The organism is Fortiea sp. LEGE XX443, from assembly GCF_015206815.1.
In the GTDB taxonomy this organism is placed as follows: Bacteria; Cyanobacteriota; Cyanobacteriia; order Cyanobacteriales; family Nostocaceae; genus Nostoc_B.
On sequence record NZ_JADEXZ010000011.1, the window covers coordinates 1 to 16585 of the forward strand.

Here is a 16585-nt window from a genome sequence, read left to right on the forward strand (position 1 = left end):
CCAGTTCTTCTTTGGATAACTGGCCCAAACTTTCTTTTTCTAGTTCTTGAGGCAGGTTTTGGTTCATATTTGTGATACTCCACCTCAACTGTCCCCTTTGTCAATACTCTGTTACCTGAATCCTTACATCATTGCACCAAAGGTTTGTCCTGGTGAAATAATTTCAATCACTAAATCTGGCGGAACGGAACATACTCCTTCTTTTTCCCAGTCGGAGGGTAAACGTTCATTCGAGATATACACAATATCAGGTACAGGAACCCAATCTTGTCCGTCACGAGTTAAAGATACAGCTAATTCTGGACACACTTCCCCTTTAGTTGCACACAATTGCTCAATTAAATTAAGTAAAGCGCGAGTTAGTTTAGAGTGGAATTTTTTCGGTGGCATTTTCGCAATAGCTTGACCTTCCACAAGTTCGTAGGTAGTATCTCCCTCACCAGGAGGAAGATGTAAGAACTCTTGTAAGGTCAGTTGATTTTTGGCTTGGAGAATCATAGCGCAAACCAGCTTTTAGTTAGTTTTTATTGTAATTGAGTAATTGATTGCATTCCCTGTAATGCTTGCTGGATGATATCTGCTGGTACTTGGTCGGTAACTGTCACTACACCAATTTGAGTTGGTAACACAAACCGAACTTTCCCGGCTTTGACTTTTTTATCTAGTTGCAACGCATCAATAATTGCTGCAATATCTACACCAGCGGGTAGTTGTGTTGGTAAACCTGCTTTTTGAATGATGGCATTTTGACGGTCTGTTTCTGCTTGCTGCCACATGCCTAAATTGACAGCAATTTGTCCAGCAGCTACCATACCGATCGCAACAGCTTCTCCATGATTAACTAATCGATAACCTGTCAAGCTTTCTATGGCATGACCGATAGTGTGTCCGTAATTCAAAATCGCTCGCAGTCCGCCTTCTTTTTCATCTTTGCCTACAACATCTGCTTTGGCTTGACAAGAGCGAGTTAATATTTCGTTTAATAATTCCGGCTGCATGTAACGGAGTTGATTGAGGTGTTTACTTGCTTCCATTTGGGCAAATAATTCAGCATCCCAAATCACACCATATTTAATAACTTCTGCCATACCTGCACGAAACTCGCGCATAGGTAGAGTTTTCAATACTTCCGGGTCAATTAATACTAAACTTGGTTGATGGAATGCACCAATCAAGTTTTTGCCATTGGGATGATTCACACCTGTTTTACCACCAATAGCAGAGTCTACCATTGCTAAAAGAGTTGTAGGTACTTGGACAACGTTAATTCCTCGCAGCCAAGTTGCAGCAGCAAAACCAGTCATGTCACCAATCACGCCTCCCCCCAACGCTACCATCGTGGAGGAACGTTCGAGGCGGTTTTCTAAAGCGACATCGTACAGTTTTTGGATAGAATTGAGGGTTTTGTAGCGTTCCCCGGCTGGTAAGCAATAACTGGCCACATCAAATCCTGCCGATGTTAGTGATGCGATCGCTCTTTGTCCATAATGCTTGAAAATACTAGGATTAGAAACTAAAAGTACTTTCTGTCCCAGATGGAGATTGGCCATACTTTGACCAAGTTGATCTAAACTTGCAGGTGCGATCGCAATCTCGTAAGACTGCTGCGGTAAATTAACATTAATGATAGAAGTCATTGCCCAACCCTAAAAAGCGCCCGTGGGCTTGTATTTTAACGCAATCTGGCGAAAAAAAAGAGGCAGAAGCGCAGGGGAAAAACAAATGACTATTGACCATTGACCAATAACTAATGATTCAATAAATGTAGTGAAACATTGTGGAGAAGCATCAAAATGTTTGGAGTAGTTGCTTACATAGGCTTTTTGGCTTTATTTACAGCATTAGCAGCGGGTCTGTTGTTCGGTCTACGTGCTGCTAAGATCCTCTAATTTCTCTCCAGTCAAGGTGCGTTATGGCTTACGCCTAACACACCCTACTGGACTGACAAGGATACTCTTTGAGAAAAGATTGTAAATAGCACCCCAAAATTAGGTACAATGTAGTGCCATTGTGCCAGCAGTTCTCATGACCTCATCTGCCTCGTTTGACACATTAGAGTCTCTACAAGCGGATATCGCTGAATTAATCGATCGCCTACCGACGTTAAAACATCGGCAGTACATCCAACAGGCACTGGCTACCATAGTCCGCCTGGCTGATAGTGACATTGAGCGTCTTGATTGGAAGATATTATCGGCTGCTTTAGCAGATATGGAGCGAGGTTTCGAGTTATTTTACAACTACCGACATGTCCGTAAAGTAACTATCTTTGGTTCTGCTCGCCTGTTGCCAGAAACGCCAGAATACCAAATGGCGCTAGAGTTTGGTCGTGCTGTAACTAAATTGGGATTTATGGTGATGACAGGTGGTGGTGGCGGTATTATGCAGGCGGGACACGAAGGCGCTGGACGAGAAAATTCTTTTGGTTTAAATATTCAATTACCCTTTGAACAGCAGGCAAACCCGATTATTGAAGGTGATCCCAAGCTGATTCACTTTAAATATTTTTTCACCCGTAAACTATTCCTCCTCAAAGAAAGTGATGCCGTTGCGTTATTTCCTGGTGGATTTGGCACTCAAGATGAAGCTTTTGAGTGCATGACATTAAGCCAGACTGGGAAATTTGGCCCTGTACCTTTAGTTTTAATCGATCACCCTGGTGGGGATTATTGGCAATCTTGGAGCGACTATATCGATCAACAACTGGTGCAGAAAGGTCTTGTGAGTCCGGAAGACCCCAGTCTTTACACTGTTACAGATAACCTAGAAGTAGCTTGCAACGCCATCACGGGTTTTTATCAGGTTTATCACTCCAGCCGCTACGTAAGTAATCAGTTAGTGATTCGCCTAAATTGCGATTTATCAGATGCTGAGGTAGAACAACTTAATGCTGAGTTCAATGACATTCTGGTAAAAGGACGGATTGAAAAAAGTCAAGCATTACCTCAAGAAAATCAAGATGAAACTTTAGAACTACCTCGCCTCATTCTGTACTTCAATCAACGCGATTTAGGGCGTTTGTATCAAATGATTGCCACTATTAATCAAATGGGTACTCCTTCCCAAGAAGAGATATCACATCCAGAAAGAAAGTAGTTTTTGGTGGTTGTATTGCGATCGCACTAAACAACTAACACCATAAATGCTATTACAGCAGGGTGTATTATGGCTTTAGCCTAACGCACCCTACATGATACTTGGGCAATTGGCGGCAATGAATCATGAGTTGGAAGTAGGGAAAATGTGTAAAGCGACACCATAACACAAATTTTAATCAACTACAAAATAACCCTTCCCCAAACCTCACCTTACGAATAAGCTGTTAAGCATTTAATTTGCACATTGAGGCCGCAGGGGAGCAGGGAGCAAGGGAGAGGGTTTGCAGCTTTGATTACCATGAAGATGGTGCAATTTAAATGACGATTAGCTTAGGAGAGTGCGCGACGGGAGCATCCCACTTTTTTGCTTGTCATTGCGAGCGCAACGAAGTGGAGCGTGGCAATCCCATCAACTTGTTAATATTGAAGACTGTGGGATTGCTTGTCTACGACACGCTCTGCGAACGCAATGACATTGTGTAATTAATTATGTTTAACTACTTAAGTTGCGATTCCTGACAGCGCATCTGTTAAAAGTGACATAAAAATTCCAGTGAGTGTATCTATCTAATTCTCCGCCTCAAACACCGAAAAACTTTTATCAGAAAAGCAAAATTTTTTGAATTAATTTTGAAATTTTTTAGGTTAAATTATGTGGGTGTTGCTATAAATATTAGTCCCAGCGTTATTTATTTTAAGGTTGGTATATACAGCAACATTAAAACGATAAATCAATTGTCAAGTCAAATAAATAACAAATACAAAAATCTTCTACTTACTACCACAACAGCAACAGACCAGTTATGATTACCCAATGCTGATTAGCATAAAAAAGTCTGTATATTAGCACAGTAAATCACAGATCACATCTTAGAAATTGGGGAGTGAGAAATGCTGGAATTATTGAGTTCAGGTTTGGTTTCTCTGTGGCTGGAAATGGCTGGAGTCGAAATCAAGCCTTCTGATGCTTTAGAGGCATTGGCTGGGCAAGTAAACCCTGGCTTGGTTCTGGCTTCTGATCCCAATCCAACTGGGGTGAATACAGTACAAAAATACTTACAAGAACTAATCAAATCTAAGTTAGTCGCCCAAAATTTAGCCGAGAGTCAGGGAATTTGGTTACAGTCGGGGCCGATACTCATGGCTAATTATCAAGGTACAACACCTCTCCCGGCTGCTTCTTTAACCAAGATTGCTACTTCTTTAGTTGCTTTGAAAACTTGGAGAGCAGAACATCAATTTGAAACTTTGATTGGGACTACAGGGACAGTAGTCAATGGTGTATTGCAAGGTGATTTGGTGATTGCGGGTGGTGGCGACCCGATGTTTGTATGGGAAGAAGCGATCGCTCTTGGCAATACACTGAATAAATTGGGTATTAAGCAGGTAAAAGGCAATTTGCTAATTACAGGCAATTTCGCCATGAATTTTCAACGTCACCCGCTCCTGGCTGGACAAATGGTTAAGCAAGCGCTGAATCATAAAACTTGGACTCGTCCGGCGAATTATATCTACTCCATCATGCCCAAAGGCACACCCAAGCCAGAAGTAGTAATTACAGGTACTATCAAATTTGCCCCACAGCCTCCCCAACAAACTTTGCTGGTGCGTCACAAATCTTTGCCCTTGCACCAAATAATCAAAGAAATGAACGTTTACAGCAATAATGAAATTGCACAAATGTTGGCAGAATCGGTAGGAGGTGCGGGTGTAGTGCAAACAACTGCGGCCTATCTTGCTAGAGTACCTGAGTCAGAAATTCAATTAATTAATGGTTCTGGACTCGGCACAGAAAATCGAATTTCTCCCAGAGCTGCTTGTGCAATGTTAATGGCTCTTCAACAGCAAGCATCTGTACACGAACTGAATTTAGCAGATTTATTTCCTGTGTCTGGGTTTGATCATCGCGGCACATTAAACCGCAGACATATGCCTGTTGGTACTGTGATGAAAACTGGTACTCTCAACAATGTCAGTGCATTGGCGGGAGTTGTACCTACACGCGATCGCGGTTTGGTTTGGTTTGCTATTCTAAATCGTGGCCCTTACGTGTCAAATTACCGCATAGAACAAGACAAATTGTTGCAAAGTCTTGTTAAAGAACTAGATGTAGTTGCCGCAATTCCCACAGCTATTACTCCCCACTCACCCACTAACTCTTTACCAGAACTAGGCGCTACTAGTCGCAACGAAATTTTGTTTGGAGGTTAGTAGAAGCGATCGCTCTCAAAACCATATAGACCAAATCAGTAAGATTGCCTGTGTGTATAAAATTTATGAAAAGAGGCGATCGCACTCATCTCATACTGCGATCAATTTCCGCCTGAATCTTATTTCGCATACTCTTAGCCATTTCTAGAGTTTGGTCTAATTCCAAAGCTTGGTTAATATAAAGTAGTGCCGTGTCTAATTGCCCAAGATTGTAATGACATTGGCTCATGTTAACTAACGTACTAGCATCTAGTCCGTAGTCATTAATGGAAAGTTGGAAAAAGTCAAGTGCTTCAGCGTAATATTGTATTCCGAAGAGTAGAACTCCCAGAGAGAATGCCAGATCGTGCTGTTCACCAATAGGATAGTAGATGTTCCAAACCTGCTGAATGGCTTGATATAGCTGCTGGCGCTCCAATTGGGTGATAGCGCCAATCTGATCGAGCAGACGGGGAAAACATCCCAGAAAGATAATGTGATCCCAGCCACTTAACTTCAGGTATGCCAAAAGTTGGGGAAGAGTATAGGAGTTGTAAATTTTCTCAAACCCTTCTTTCAAAGTAAAAAAATCATCAGGGCCAAATTGTTCAATTGTTTCTGTATAAGCTCGGTGGGTTTCCACCCAGCCGTTAGAGGAATTACCAAGAATAAATGCAGAGATGTTTAGGTGGGAATGACCGCATTGAGGGTGTAAGGTTTGACCTCCCTGACGGAGTACGTATTCCCCTAGTGCATGATAGTTAACCATCATGGAAAAACTTCCATGTATCCTGATTTCAGGCTTTTGCAGCCCTTCTAATGCTTCGTCGCAAGTGTAGCCTCGATCTCCTGACAACACTAGCAGACGATCTTGAGAAAGTTGGCGAAAGTAGCGCAGACATTGCAGAGCAGCGATAGGGAACGGAATCACTGTCTCTACCAGTCGCTTTGAGTAATCGTTCAGCAACCCATCCAAATCGGCATCATTGTAATAATTTTTATTGATTGGCTGACAGGAAAAATCAACGATTACGCGATCAAGTAGCTCTGGGTCTGATAGATTGGTTTCATGCTGGGGAGAAAGTAAGGTAATCAGCCATTCGTGAATTTGCCCTTCTTTGATGTAAAAAGCATCTTGAGGAATGCTGTCGAAGAAATAATTTGCCAGCACGATGATCGGCTTTTTAATTGTCTCTGGGCTGAGAATTTCTCCACTTTTTTTCAGCACAATTTCTTGAAATTGTTCAACATCAAAATGAGCAAAGTCCAGATAGTTTTGATTAACAAAAGGTTGCAAATATGAGTGAGCTTGCCAATAGTCGATGGTGCGATCGGCAAAATCAGTCATGATGTATTTGAATGAAATATTCTTCAGTACCGAATGCTGAATAGTCGCTAAAAATTGTTTGAGAAAATAATAAGCGAAGCGCCCCGAACCCGCCCCCAACTCAATGATATAAAAGGGAGCTTTGGTATGGGATGGAGTAGAGTTGAGATTTTCACAAGCGATCGCCTCCTGCAAAAAGCTCAAGACTATTTTGGCATAGGCGCGGGCAATAAAGGGATTGCTGGTGATGTACTGAGGAACTATCCTCTGACTCCAGGCTTGGATGCCTTGCTGTGCAAAAAAATTCCGCTGCAAAGTCCAGAGCAGGGATTGAGAGAGGCGTTGTTTTGCTTCTAAAACTGAGGTTTGGGAGGCAATGGAGGGAATGGGGTTGGTCATGATAGACATTAAAAATTACTCCACCACTAGAGTCAACCCAAAAATGCCACCCGAAACAGACAGTATCTCCCATCGGCGATTGTCGTTATCTCTGACTATTTGACTTCGTCTTGGAAGATTTTCCCTATCAATTACTGATCCATTATCAAGGCGATAATCAGCAACGAGTGTATTTGTATTTGGAGTAGGATCTTCTGGCACTTGCTCCAATGTATAAGTTTCATCATTAATAGCTCTTACCAGAAATCGCCCTGTTGCACTTCTAAGAAAATCATTCAATGCTGGAAGAGTGTCTTGGGTTATTTTCGTTGAATAGTCGTCGAAATAATGTGCGATTAGCGTAGCTGCACCTACGTCACCGCCTCCGTGTTCTTCTGGAGGCTGCCAGTCTAGTATAAAGTTTATAGACCTGTTATAACCCTTGTTGTGATCGAAGGCATGATAAATGAAGTTATTCTTGTGATTTTGATTTTCGATACCGCCCCACATAAGATTAATGAAATTCCAACCTTGTTCAGCCCATCCTCTAAGATAATTTGGGTCATTTATTGCATTTTGCGGAACATCACCTTCAATTACCGGTCTGCCAATACTATCCCCAACCGTTGTTGCTATAGCATTAAGTTTCGCAGCTCGAACGTTTCCATGAAGGTTACCAATAGCTTCAGCTAGAGTAGCTCCATGAGTGTGTAGCATGAGATGAGTTCGGAAGAGTTGCGCCGCATCATCTCGATTTAGCCCGACAACAGTGGGATCACTTACCAATGTCCAGATTTCTCCAGCGGTAGCACTTGTTCCACTCCATGCTGCTGCATTGTTTTGTAGCATACTGGTAACGATGAGATCGATCGCAGCGTTTGAATTTTGATCAAGCGTCCACGTTAGCACACCAGCATTGTCAGCATAGGTAGCAGTGTAGGGGCTGGCATCCCAGCCATTGATTTCTGCCAGTTGATTGGGGTAAGTAGTTTGGAGGGTATTGAGATTGTCGTTACCTTGGAAGGTAATTGCCCTCTGAAGCAGGTTTGGTGAAGCTTTTGCTGTACATGTACCAGAATTACTACTCGCTTGTTTCCGAGCTACATACGACTGTTGCACTATTGACTTTGTCGGTATGCTTTTACTCTTAGGAGAGATTGCTTCTGATTCAGTGATGTTTGTTGTTGGCTTCATCATCAAACCGAGCTTTTCAGCTAGTGATGATGATGATGGTTGAGATGTTTCTCTCTGAATGCTTTCTGCCCCACCTTGTTGCACCACATGAGTTAATTCATGGGCAATCAACTCTTGTCCTCCTCGACTCTCTGGCTGGTATGCTCCTTGTCGAAAGAAGATATCTTGTCCTGTTGTAAAGGCTTTTGCTTGGATTGATTGATTTAACTGATCAGATTGAGCATCTGTGTGTATCTTCACTCCACTGAAATCAGAGCCAAAAGCTTGTTCCATTGGTTCCCGGACACTCTCTCCTAGTGGCTGTCCGCTATTTCTGGACTGTTGTATCGACTCCTCTAAATCCGGTGTTGCAGGCATACCACCTGTAATAGACTGACGCTGCACCAATAGTTTCATTTGCAATTCGTCTTCATATTCTGCCTGTTCTGAACGCTGAATAGTAGCAGAGAGGGGTTTCATTTGCAGTTCGTCTTCGTCTTCTTGCTGTTCTGAGCGCTGAACTTGATCATTCTTAGGCGCATTAATCCGTTGCACCACATCTGCTGCTAGTTTGTCTGCTTCTTGTTCATATTTATCTCCTGGTTCACCGATGGTGAGTTTCATCTGCACTCTTGGTGGTGGCGGCGGTTGATATCCAGGGAGAAAAATGGGGATATTGGCTAAGTTGTTACTAGATGTTTCTGTTGTTGGTGATTTAGCTTGTAAATCGGGTGTTTGTTCTGGTTCTTCGGTTTGAGGCTGGACAACAAAGCGACGTGGAGCGAATTGATTGGTTGATGCGTCAGAGTGATTTGCAGACGCTTTACCTGTTCTGTGTTGTCTTTTATACATATTTATACTCCAGATATTTTTGTGCCAGCATAGGAGTTACTGTGGTTTTGCGGCAGAGGTATTGTAAAATTTTGGCACTATCTTACTGAAGAAAAATAGCGATCGCCACTATTGATACTATTATTCATATAGTGATCGCCATGATTTACTAACTTTCTGTCATCTTCAACCAACTAAAAATCTGCTCTACTGAAAGATTTAGGTCGATTTCTCGTAAGCTTGATAAGCGATCGCTACTCTGCAACAATTCTGGTTGTTGATTTGGAGAAAAAACAAGAATGGAGCGATCGCTTGGATCAATTAACCAACCAAGCTGACAACCATATTTTAAGCAGTAAAGAATATTACCAATTACTTTGTTGGAACTCTGATCTGGGGAGAGGATTTCAATTGTCCAATCGGGACACAGTAAAAAATCGTTGGGTGCTTCCCCATCCGCATCAAAGGGAATACGTGACCATTGGAAAACTGCTACATCAGGTACAATTGAGCGTGTACCAAAACTGCAACGTAATTCCGGGAAAGCATAGGCAATCTGTTGATTTTCTGCAACGTCGTTGATGCTATTGCACAACTTTAACTGCAACCGACTATGCTTTCCTTTCGGCATTGGTTTTTGAATAATCTCACCGTTGATATATTCGCTGGCTGGTTTGGTTTCTGGGAGCTTCAGAAACTCTTCTAGGGCAAGAGTTTTGCTAGTTGTGGCGCTCATGGCTCCTGAAGATTGCGGGGTGTGATTTTAGTTTAGCAGGGTGACGGTGGGAGCGATCGCTATTTTAAATTATGGAGCGATACTATCGCACTACTTAAATATTTCCATTTGCTCTCGATAAACGTTAATTAGCTTGTGGTTAATAATTAAGGCTTCAATTTGTGGCCAAATACGGGCTAAAAATTCGTGAAATTCACGCTTTCGCATATTCCCAAAGCGAAGATGGATTACTTTGGGGGGTGAGGTATCAAGCATCAGTCGATCTGAAAAATCAGCATCTTTGGTGACAATTACTAGGTTTTGATCTTTACCATATTGCCAAATTTCCGTATCGCTTGGACTTTTTCCTAACACCGAAGCATGAATAATTGGTAGCGATGGCGTAAATTGAATTTTAGAAGGTAAGTTTTCGTCAAATAAAAATCCATTCATGCCACTTTTCTGATTTCATAATGATTAGCCATCAATTTGGCTGCAAATTGAATACAAGCATAAATATTTTCTCGTGTTAGGGAAGGATATTCTTCAAGGACTTCTTCAACCGAGTCGCCTGCTCCCAAAAACTCCATGATGGTTTGTACGGGAATTCGAGTACCTGCAATTATGGGTCGTCCATTACAAATATCTGGATCAATAGTGATACAACTATTCATAGGTTTTTCTTCGTTTTGGTCTGATAGTAATTGAGGGGATACGAAAAATGTGTGTTTGGATAACGTACCAGGGTAAGAGGAGTAGTCGCACTTTTCAATCATAAATGATGAAATAGCGATCGCACTCAGCATGAGTCTTTTTCACATAAAAATGGTGCGTTACAAGATCGGCGATCGCACCATGATAAACGTAGGGTGTGTTAGCGATCGCGTAACACACCGAATATTAGCAACAATACGGTGCGTTACTTCGTTAACGCACCCTACAAGATCAGGCGATCGCACTCAACCGACAACAATGATCGCATTTTTGGTGAGAATAGAGAGAGCGATCGCACTTCGCACTTCACACTCTACAAGATCAGGCGATCGCTACTACAGGGCCAATATAACTTTCAAATGTGGGACTGTTGGGATCTGTATCAACTGAGAGTAAACTTTCTGCACCATCTACAACCAAGCGGACTAAATAGTTTCCTGGTAAACAATCGGTAATCGCAAAGGTGATTGAGTTGGTGTTGTTGCGGCGATTCTTAGTTTGCTCGAAGGAATATCCGGTAAATTGGGTGAATGACAGTTCTGTTAAAACTAAAGTTACTTGCTGTGTTTTATCAATGGTGAAGTTGACTTTGACGTTGATATCAGCCGATCGCGGATCATTACCTCTACCATGTAAATTAGATATAGTAATTTCTTGAATGGTTGGGCGCAGCAAAATAGGGAGAACATTTGAGCTAACCTGTTGCTGGGGATGAATTACCTGTAAACTCTGGACACCAGCCCGTAATGATTGTATGGGGATGGTGGAGATATCTAAGGTAATTTGCTTTTCGGTGACAGTTTGTGGGGTTGCTGTGACGTTACCAATGCGGACTTGAGTGATATCTGCGTTTAACTTGTTGCCTTGAATTAACAAGGTACTGGTTGCGAGAATTAATGGTGTTGTGGCGTTTTGGGTTTGCCAGAGTTTGGATAGTTCTTCTGCTACCTTGATGTGAGCGATCGCTGGTTGGTATGGTGTAACATGACGCTGAATGTTGCGTACAGGTAAAGGTTTTTTCGGTATATCACCACTATCGATTAAGATGACACTGGCTTTATAGCCCAATGATAGGGAGTATGGTGTTTGAAAAAATACCGTCCAAATTTTTGAAATTTCTTCTATATTCATATCAACGGGGGAAATTGCGATCGCTTCTACTTGTTCCGCTAGATTAGAATCGGCTAAAAATGTGAAAGTTGAATCGGCTACTGTTTCCCGAATCATCTCTTGTGTGATCATCGATTTACTATTGAGTGTGCGGACGATGCTACCCATGAGGCGCTGCGGTTCTAACTCCACATCGTTACCGTAGCAGGTTAGCAAGTAGTACAAATCTAAACCTGTTTGCGATCGCTTGGTATATTTTTCATCGGAGTGGCGTTGTCTTAAATCAGCACTGCGCCAAGCACTATTGAGCAAAATATCGTAAAGATATACATTCACTCCTGCTTCTGGTGTAGCACCATTGAGGCGATCGGGTCTAACAGTTGTCACCCGCGCACCATCCACATCTAATTGGACACTAGCTTGCAATGTTCTTTGCAAAGTTGCGGTGACAGTGGCGATGGCTAAATAGTTGCTCATTGTTATAGTGCTGAGGGCTGAGTGAATTATTATATAGAAATCCGGTTTGATTTATGAAAAAAATTAAGTATTGTAGGGTGCGTTATGATGAAATCCGTAACGCACCATTATTCATTTCATGCAATGATTAAAGGGTGACATTTAAGTTAGACTTAATGATTTGAATTGAACGGTAACTAACAACTTATCTCGCAACATTTTTTTATCAACTCCTTGTCATTAACTCAACATTATTCAGCGCTTAATTATGGGCAAACTAAACCTAGTTTTAACGCTTTAACTATTGCTTGAGTGCGGCTGGTAACACTTAATTTTTCAAAGATAGCTGTTAAGTGTGCTTTGACTGTGGCGACTGTAATATATAGATTTCCGGCAATTTGCTCGTTAGAAGCCCCTTGGACTAACCAATTTAAAACTTCTTGTTCTCTTTCGGTCAAATGAATACAATTATTACTAGAATTTAATGAGTGTCCTGTGTAATAGTGAAACAACCTAAAAAATGCTGTTGCGATATCTGCTGGTAAATAGACTTGATTATTAATTACTGTGGTGATAGCTTCACATAATTGAGTTGCTAATTGGTCTTTAAATACATAACCACAAGCACCAGCTTGCATAGCTCTAAATATCCATTCATCTTGCTGATGAGCCGACAAAATTAATACTTTACCGTTATAAGATAATTCACTCAGACGGTGCAGTGCTGTAATCCCATCTTCTGGAGGTAATTCTAAATCTAATAATATTAAAGCCGGATGTTGTTCAGTTGTTAATTTTACTGCTTGCTCAACCGATGCTGCTTCTCCAATAACATTCAAACCTAGATTACTACTATTATTATAAAAGTTTAATAAGGTGCGTATACCTTGACGAAAATGTGGTTCGTCATCGACAAGCAAGATAGAAATTAGCTCTTTTTTCGTATTCATGGTAGTTTGCCTGGTATATCAAATGTGCGATCGCGCACAAACATGCTAATTCTTTTTTAGATTTTATCAATACTTACGTGAATATCGCCACACAGCAGACAAATGTTGCCTCGATTTGTTACAAAGAGATAAAAAAGGGATTGAAATGATAGGTTATGACACCGATAAGCAAATTAATGAAAAAATCACAGTCTTTTCTGATACTATTAATAAATATCAAAATAACATAACATCAAATTAAGAGTTCTGTAGGTATAGCATGGTCTTTTGGCGCTGCTTCGCCGTCTCTGGCTTGATTATTTGCTTCACATCTGGCTGCGATAACAAAGCAGAATCATCAATAGAAAATACCCAGCAAGTAGTACAAAAAACTAATGTTTCTCAGTTGCTGACAGAAGCAAAAACTAGTCAAAAGGCAGAAAATTTATTTCATCAAGGCAATAAACTTTTAGACGGGCAACACTACCAAGATGCTATAGCAGTATACGATAAAGCGATCGCCTTCAAACCAGAAAGTGCTGATGTCTGGATTAACCGAGGTATAGCTTTGACAAAATTACAAAAACACAAAGAAGCACTAGTATCATATGATCAAGCGATCGCAATTAAACCAGATAAGGATGAAGCTTGGTACAACCGGGGCAATGCTTTAGTCTCATTGCAAAGTTATACAGATGCACTTGCAGCTTATGATCAAGCGATCGCAATTAAACCAAATAAGCAAGAAGCCTGGATTAACCGAGGGATAGCCTTGACAAAACTGCAACGTTATCCAGAAGCATTAGTATCATACGATAAAGCGATCGCTATCCAGCCAAATAAGCCGGAAGCATATTACAACAGAGCTTGTACTTATGCTTTACAAAACAAAGTAGGATTAGCAATTGCCAACCTGAAAACAGCCATCCGGCTAGTTCCAAGAAAATACCAACAACTAGCGAAAACAGATCCAGATTTTAACAAAGTACGTAATGATCAAAGATTTCAGCAATTAATTCAATAGCTAACGCTGAACTGCCATAAAGTATAAGTGACAACATATGATATCAGGCAAGTTGCAGGATATAATTTGAATTAACTGCATCTAATCTCTGCGTTGCTTTGCTCACTGCGATCGGAAATAATACATGAAAAAATTATTGATTACCGGGGCCAGTGGTTTTTTGGGATGGCATCTTTGCCAATTAGCAAAACAAGAATGGGAAGTTTATAGTACATATTACTCACATTTTATCGAAATTCCGGGAATCAAAATACTGAAAGTCAACTTAACTGACTTTCAAGATTTAAAGCAAGCATTTAGTGACATTAATCCAGCCGCAGTTATTCATACGGCTGCACACTCACAACCAAATTTTTGCCAAATTTATCCTCAAGAATCACATGCAGTTAATGTCACAGCATCTTGCAATATAGCTGGACTATGTGCTGATGATTGTATACCTTGTGCGTTTACATCAACAGATCAAGTATTCAATGGCTTAAATCCTCCTTATAATGAAACTGCACCTGTATGCCCCATCAATATTTATGGTGAGCAAAAAGTCATGGCAGAAATGGGTATGCTAGAGCGATATCCCATGACCGCAGTTTGTCGAATGCCCTTATTATTTGGTAGCGCCACACCTACAGCACAGAGCTTTATTCAAGCATTTATTCAAACTTTAAAAGAAGAAAAAGAATTAAATTTATTTATTGATGAACTCCGCACACCAGCCAGTGGCACAACAGCCGCGAAAGGATTATTATTAGCCTTAGAAAAAGTGAATGGTATCATTCATTTAGGAGGAAAAGAACGAATTTCACGTTATGATTTTGGATCGTTATTAGTCGAAGTATTTAAACTGCCATCCATAGGGCTAAAAAGCTGTCGGCAAAAAGATGTAAAAATGTCAGCACCCAGACCAGCAGATGTTTCCTTAGATAGTTCTAAAGCTTTTGAGTTGGGCTATCAACCTTTGTCTGTAAAAGAAGAATTAGAAAAAATAGCAAATCAGTTATAAGTAGAAAGGTGCAAATAAACCGAACTATGTAACGGAAAGTAAAGTAGCTTGAAAACCTCTTCCCTTCTGCCCTCTGCCTCCTGCCTTGTCATAACGACAATTTTTAACACCGACCTAGTTACAGTAATCCAATTTGATGTTTGGAATATACGTAGGTTGCCCTATCTAAGTTTTGTAAATTACTTTTTCTTCCTGCACCCTGCACCCTGCACCCCTCTGCGGTCTGAACAATAAATCCTTAACGTAACCAGACATTATTCTGCCATCCCAGCAAAATCTTGATAAGCTGATGTCTAAGTATCTACAGCCTTAGGAAATTCAGCAACAAGGCAGATATTAATTAATCCAGTCAATAAGAAGGATGATGTCGGTGGTAATACGCTACGATTGGCAGGAAGCAGAGATTCGGAAGATTTACGACATGCCATTGCTAGAGCTAATTTATCAAGCTGCTAGTGTGCATCGCCAATATCACGACCCAAAGCAAATACAAGTCTGTAAACTCATCTCCATTAAAACTGGAGGTTGTCCTGAAGATTGTAGCTACTGCGCCCAATCTTCGCGTTACAAAACAGAAGTGAAACCACAGGCGCTTCTAGACAAAGATACAGTAGTGAATATTGCCCAAACAGCTAAACAAAAAGGTGTAAGTCGTGTCTGCATGGGTGCTGCTTGGCGGGAGGTGCGGGATAACTCTCAGTTTGAAACAGTCCTGGAAATGGTCAAAGAAGTGACCGACATGGGTTTAGAAGTCTGCTGCACCTTGGGTATGTTGACAGCAGACCAAGCCAAGCGATTAGAAACAGCGGGATTGTATGCTTACAACCACAACTTAGACACCTCCGAGGATTATTACAGCACAATTATTACCACTAGGACTTATAGCGATCGCCTGAATACAATTGAGAATGTCCGACAAACTAATGTGACTGTTTGCTCCGGTGGTATCCTGGGTTTAGGCGAGAGCGCTGATGACCGTGTATCGATGTTATCCACTCTGGCAAACCTCAATCCCCATCCAGAGTCAGTCCCAATTAATATTCTTTCCCAAGTTGAAGGTACACCCCTAGAAAATCAGCCAGATGTACCTATTTGGGATGTAGTACGGATGATTGCTACAGCACGTATTGTCATGCCAAATTCTGACGTGCGTCTGAGTGCTGGCCGCGCTAGACTTTCTCAAGTTGAACAAGCCTTTTGCTTCATGGCAGGAGCTAATTCTATCTTTTCCAGCGACGACAACAAAATGCTCACTGTCACCACACCTTGTCCAGATTATGATGCTGACCAAGAAATGTTGAACTTGCTGGGCTTAGAAATGCGTCCACCTGCTCAAAGACCAAATCAGGTAGGTAGTCCTGCGGCTGTGTTGAGATAATACCAATTTGTAATTCGTAATTCGTAATTAAGAAACTCTGATTTGGTATGGGTTGTGGGGTTTGAATGTGTTGCCCGATTTTAGAGAAAAGGTATTCAAGCAGTAGTGGCGTGGCAAGGCTGATTTAGCGTCCACCGCAGTGGCTCAAAATATTGCGTCTCTACAAACCAGAAATCGCCATGAACAACCCCTAACCGAACCGTATTGCCCTGGTATCCACACCCTTTCATTATCTCAACAAAAAATCCCCCACCTTATGGCA

16 protein-coding genes are annotated in these 16585 nt (G+C 41.3%); 6 read left to right on the forward strand and 10 right to left on the reverse strand.

Going from position 1 to position 16585, the window contains the following annotated elements; translation table 11 throughout:
* Positions 1 to 123: 123 nt before the first annotated feature.
* Together IQ259_RS06800 and aroB are read right to left on the reverse strand one after the other, a co-directional pair.
* Complete coding sequence (locus IQ259_RS06800; protein ID WP_339383833.1) at positions 124 to 498, reverse strand: Uma2 family endonuclease; 375 nt, start codon at positions 496 to 498, stop codon at positions 124 to 126.
* 26 nt (positions 499 to 524) lie between these two features.
* Positions 525 to 1637: a 3-dehydroquinate synthase gene (gene aroB / locus IQ259_RS06805; RefSeq protein WP_193882882.1), complete on the reverse strand. Its 1113-nt coding sequence runs from the start codon at positions 1635 to 1637 to the stop codon at positions 525 to 527.
* Positions 1638 to 1793: 156 nt separating this feature from the next.
* Between aroB and petL the strand changes: the two genes are divergently transcribed.
* The 3 genes from petL to IQ259_RS06820 all read left to right on the forward strand — a co-directional run bounded on the left by petL (position 1794) and on the right by IQ259_RS06820 (position 5309).
* Positions 1794 to 1889, forward strand: coding sequence for a cytochrome b6-f complex subunit PetL (petL, locus tag IQ259_RS06810; RefSeq protein ID WP_193882884.1), 96 nt, complete (start codon positions 1794 to 1796; stop codon positions 1887 to 1889).
* A 136-nt stretch (positions 1890 to 2025) separates the two neighbouring features.
* Positions 2026 to 3096, forward strand: a complete 1071-nt coding sequence (locus tag IQ259_RS06815; RefSeq protein ID WP_193882886.1) for an LOG family protein — start codon at positions 2026 to 2028, stop codon at positions 3094 to 3096.
* An 893-nt stretch (positions 3097 to 3989) separates the two neighbouring features.
* On the forward strand, positions 3990 to 5309 hold the full coding sequence (locus IQ259_RS06820; RefSeq protein ID WP_193882888.1) for a D-alanyl-D-alanine carboxypeptidase: 1320 nt from the start codon (positions 3990 to 3992) through the stop codon (positions 5307 to 5309).
* 85 nt (positions 5310 to 5394) lie between these two features.
* On the opposite strand, the gene IQ259_RS06825 is transcribed toward IQ259_RS06820, so the two are convergent.
* The 8 genes from IQ259_RS06825 to IQ259_RS06855 form a co-directional block, all read right to left on the reverse strand.
* Positions 5395 to 7023 (reverse strand): SAM-dependent methyltransferase, encoded by a 1629-nt coding sequence (locus IQ259_RS06825; RefSeq protein ID WP_193882890.1) that lies wholly within the window; start codon positions 7021 to 7023, stop codon positions 5395 to 5397.
* 6 nt (positions 7024 to 7029) lie between these two features.
* Entirely contained in the window at positions 7030 to 9018 is a 1989-nt protein-coding gene (locus tag IQ259_RS06830) for a DUF4157 domain-containing protein (protein WP_193882892.1), read from the reverse strand.
* A gap of 148 nt (positions 9019 to 9166) precedes the next feature.
* Positions 9167 to 9733 carry a Uma2 family endonuclease gene (locus tag IQ259_RS06835; protein WP_193882895.1) on the reverse strand — a complete coding sequence of 189 codons (567 nt, stop codon included), beginning with the start codon at positions 9731 to 9733 and terminating at the stop codon, positions 9167 to 9169.
* Positions 9734 to 9823: 90 nt separating this feature from the next.
* Positions 9824 to 10165, reverse strand: coding sequence for a DUF5615 family PIN-like protein (locus IQ259_RS06840; protein WP_193882897.1), 342 nt, complete (start codon positions 10163 to 10165; stop codon positions 9824 to 9826).
* A complete protein-coding gene (locus IQ259_RS06845) occupies positions 10162 to 10386 on the reverse strand; it encodes a DUF433 domain-containing protein (protein ID WP_193882899.1) in 225 nt (74 codons plus the stop codon). Before IQ259_RS06845 ends, IQ259_RS06840 begins: the two co-directional genes overlap by 4 nt.
* A gap of 94 nt (positions 10387 to 10480) precedes the next feature.
* On the reverse strand, positions 10481 to 10606 hold the full coding sequence (locus IQ259_RS27515; protein ID WP_255525250.1) for a hypothetical protein: 126 nt from the start codon (positions 10604 to 10606) through the stop codon (positions 10481 to 10483).
* A 141-nt stretch (positions 10607 to 10747) separates the two neighbouring features.
* On the reverse strand, positions 10748 to 12013 hold the full coding sequence (locus IQ259_RS06850; RefSeq protein ID WP_193882901.1) for a DUF4255 domain-containing protein: 1266 nt from the start codon (positions 12011 to 12013) through the stop codon (positions 10748 to 10750).
* A gap of 245 nt (positions 12014 to 12258) precedes the next feature.
* On the reverse strand, positions 12259 to 12942 hold the full coding sequence (locus IQ259_RS06855; RefSeq protein WP_193882903.1) for a response regulator transcription factor: 684 nt from the start codon (positions 12940 to 12942) through the stop codon (positions 12259 to 12261).
* A 259-nt stretch (positions 12943 to 13201) separates the two neighbouring features.
* Here IQ259_RS06855 and IQ259_RS06860 point away from each other — a divergent pair, with 259 nt between their 5' ends.
* The 3 genes from IQ259_RS06860 (at position 13202) to bioB (ending at position 16323) form a co-directional block, all read left to right on the forward strand.
* Entirely contained in the window at positions 13202 to 13945 is a 744-nt protein-coding gene (locus IQ259_RS06860) for a tetratricopeptide repeat protein (RefSeq protein ID WP_193882906.1), read from the forward strand.
* Between the two features lie 124 nt (positions 13946 to 14069).
* Complete coding sequence (locus IQ259_RS06865) at positions 14070 to 14945, forward strand: NAD(P)-dependent oxidoreductase (protein ID WP_193882908.1); 876 nt, start codon at positions 14070 to 14072, stop codon at positions 14943 to 14945.
* Between the two features lie 364 nt (positions 14946 to 15309).
* Entirely contained in the window at positions 15310 to 16323 is a 1014-nt protein-coding gene (bioB, locus tag IQ259_RS06870) for a biotin synthase BioB (protein ID WP_193883060.1), read from the forward strand.
* Positions 16324 to 16585: the final 262 nt, after the last annotated feature.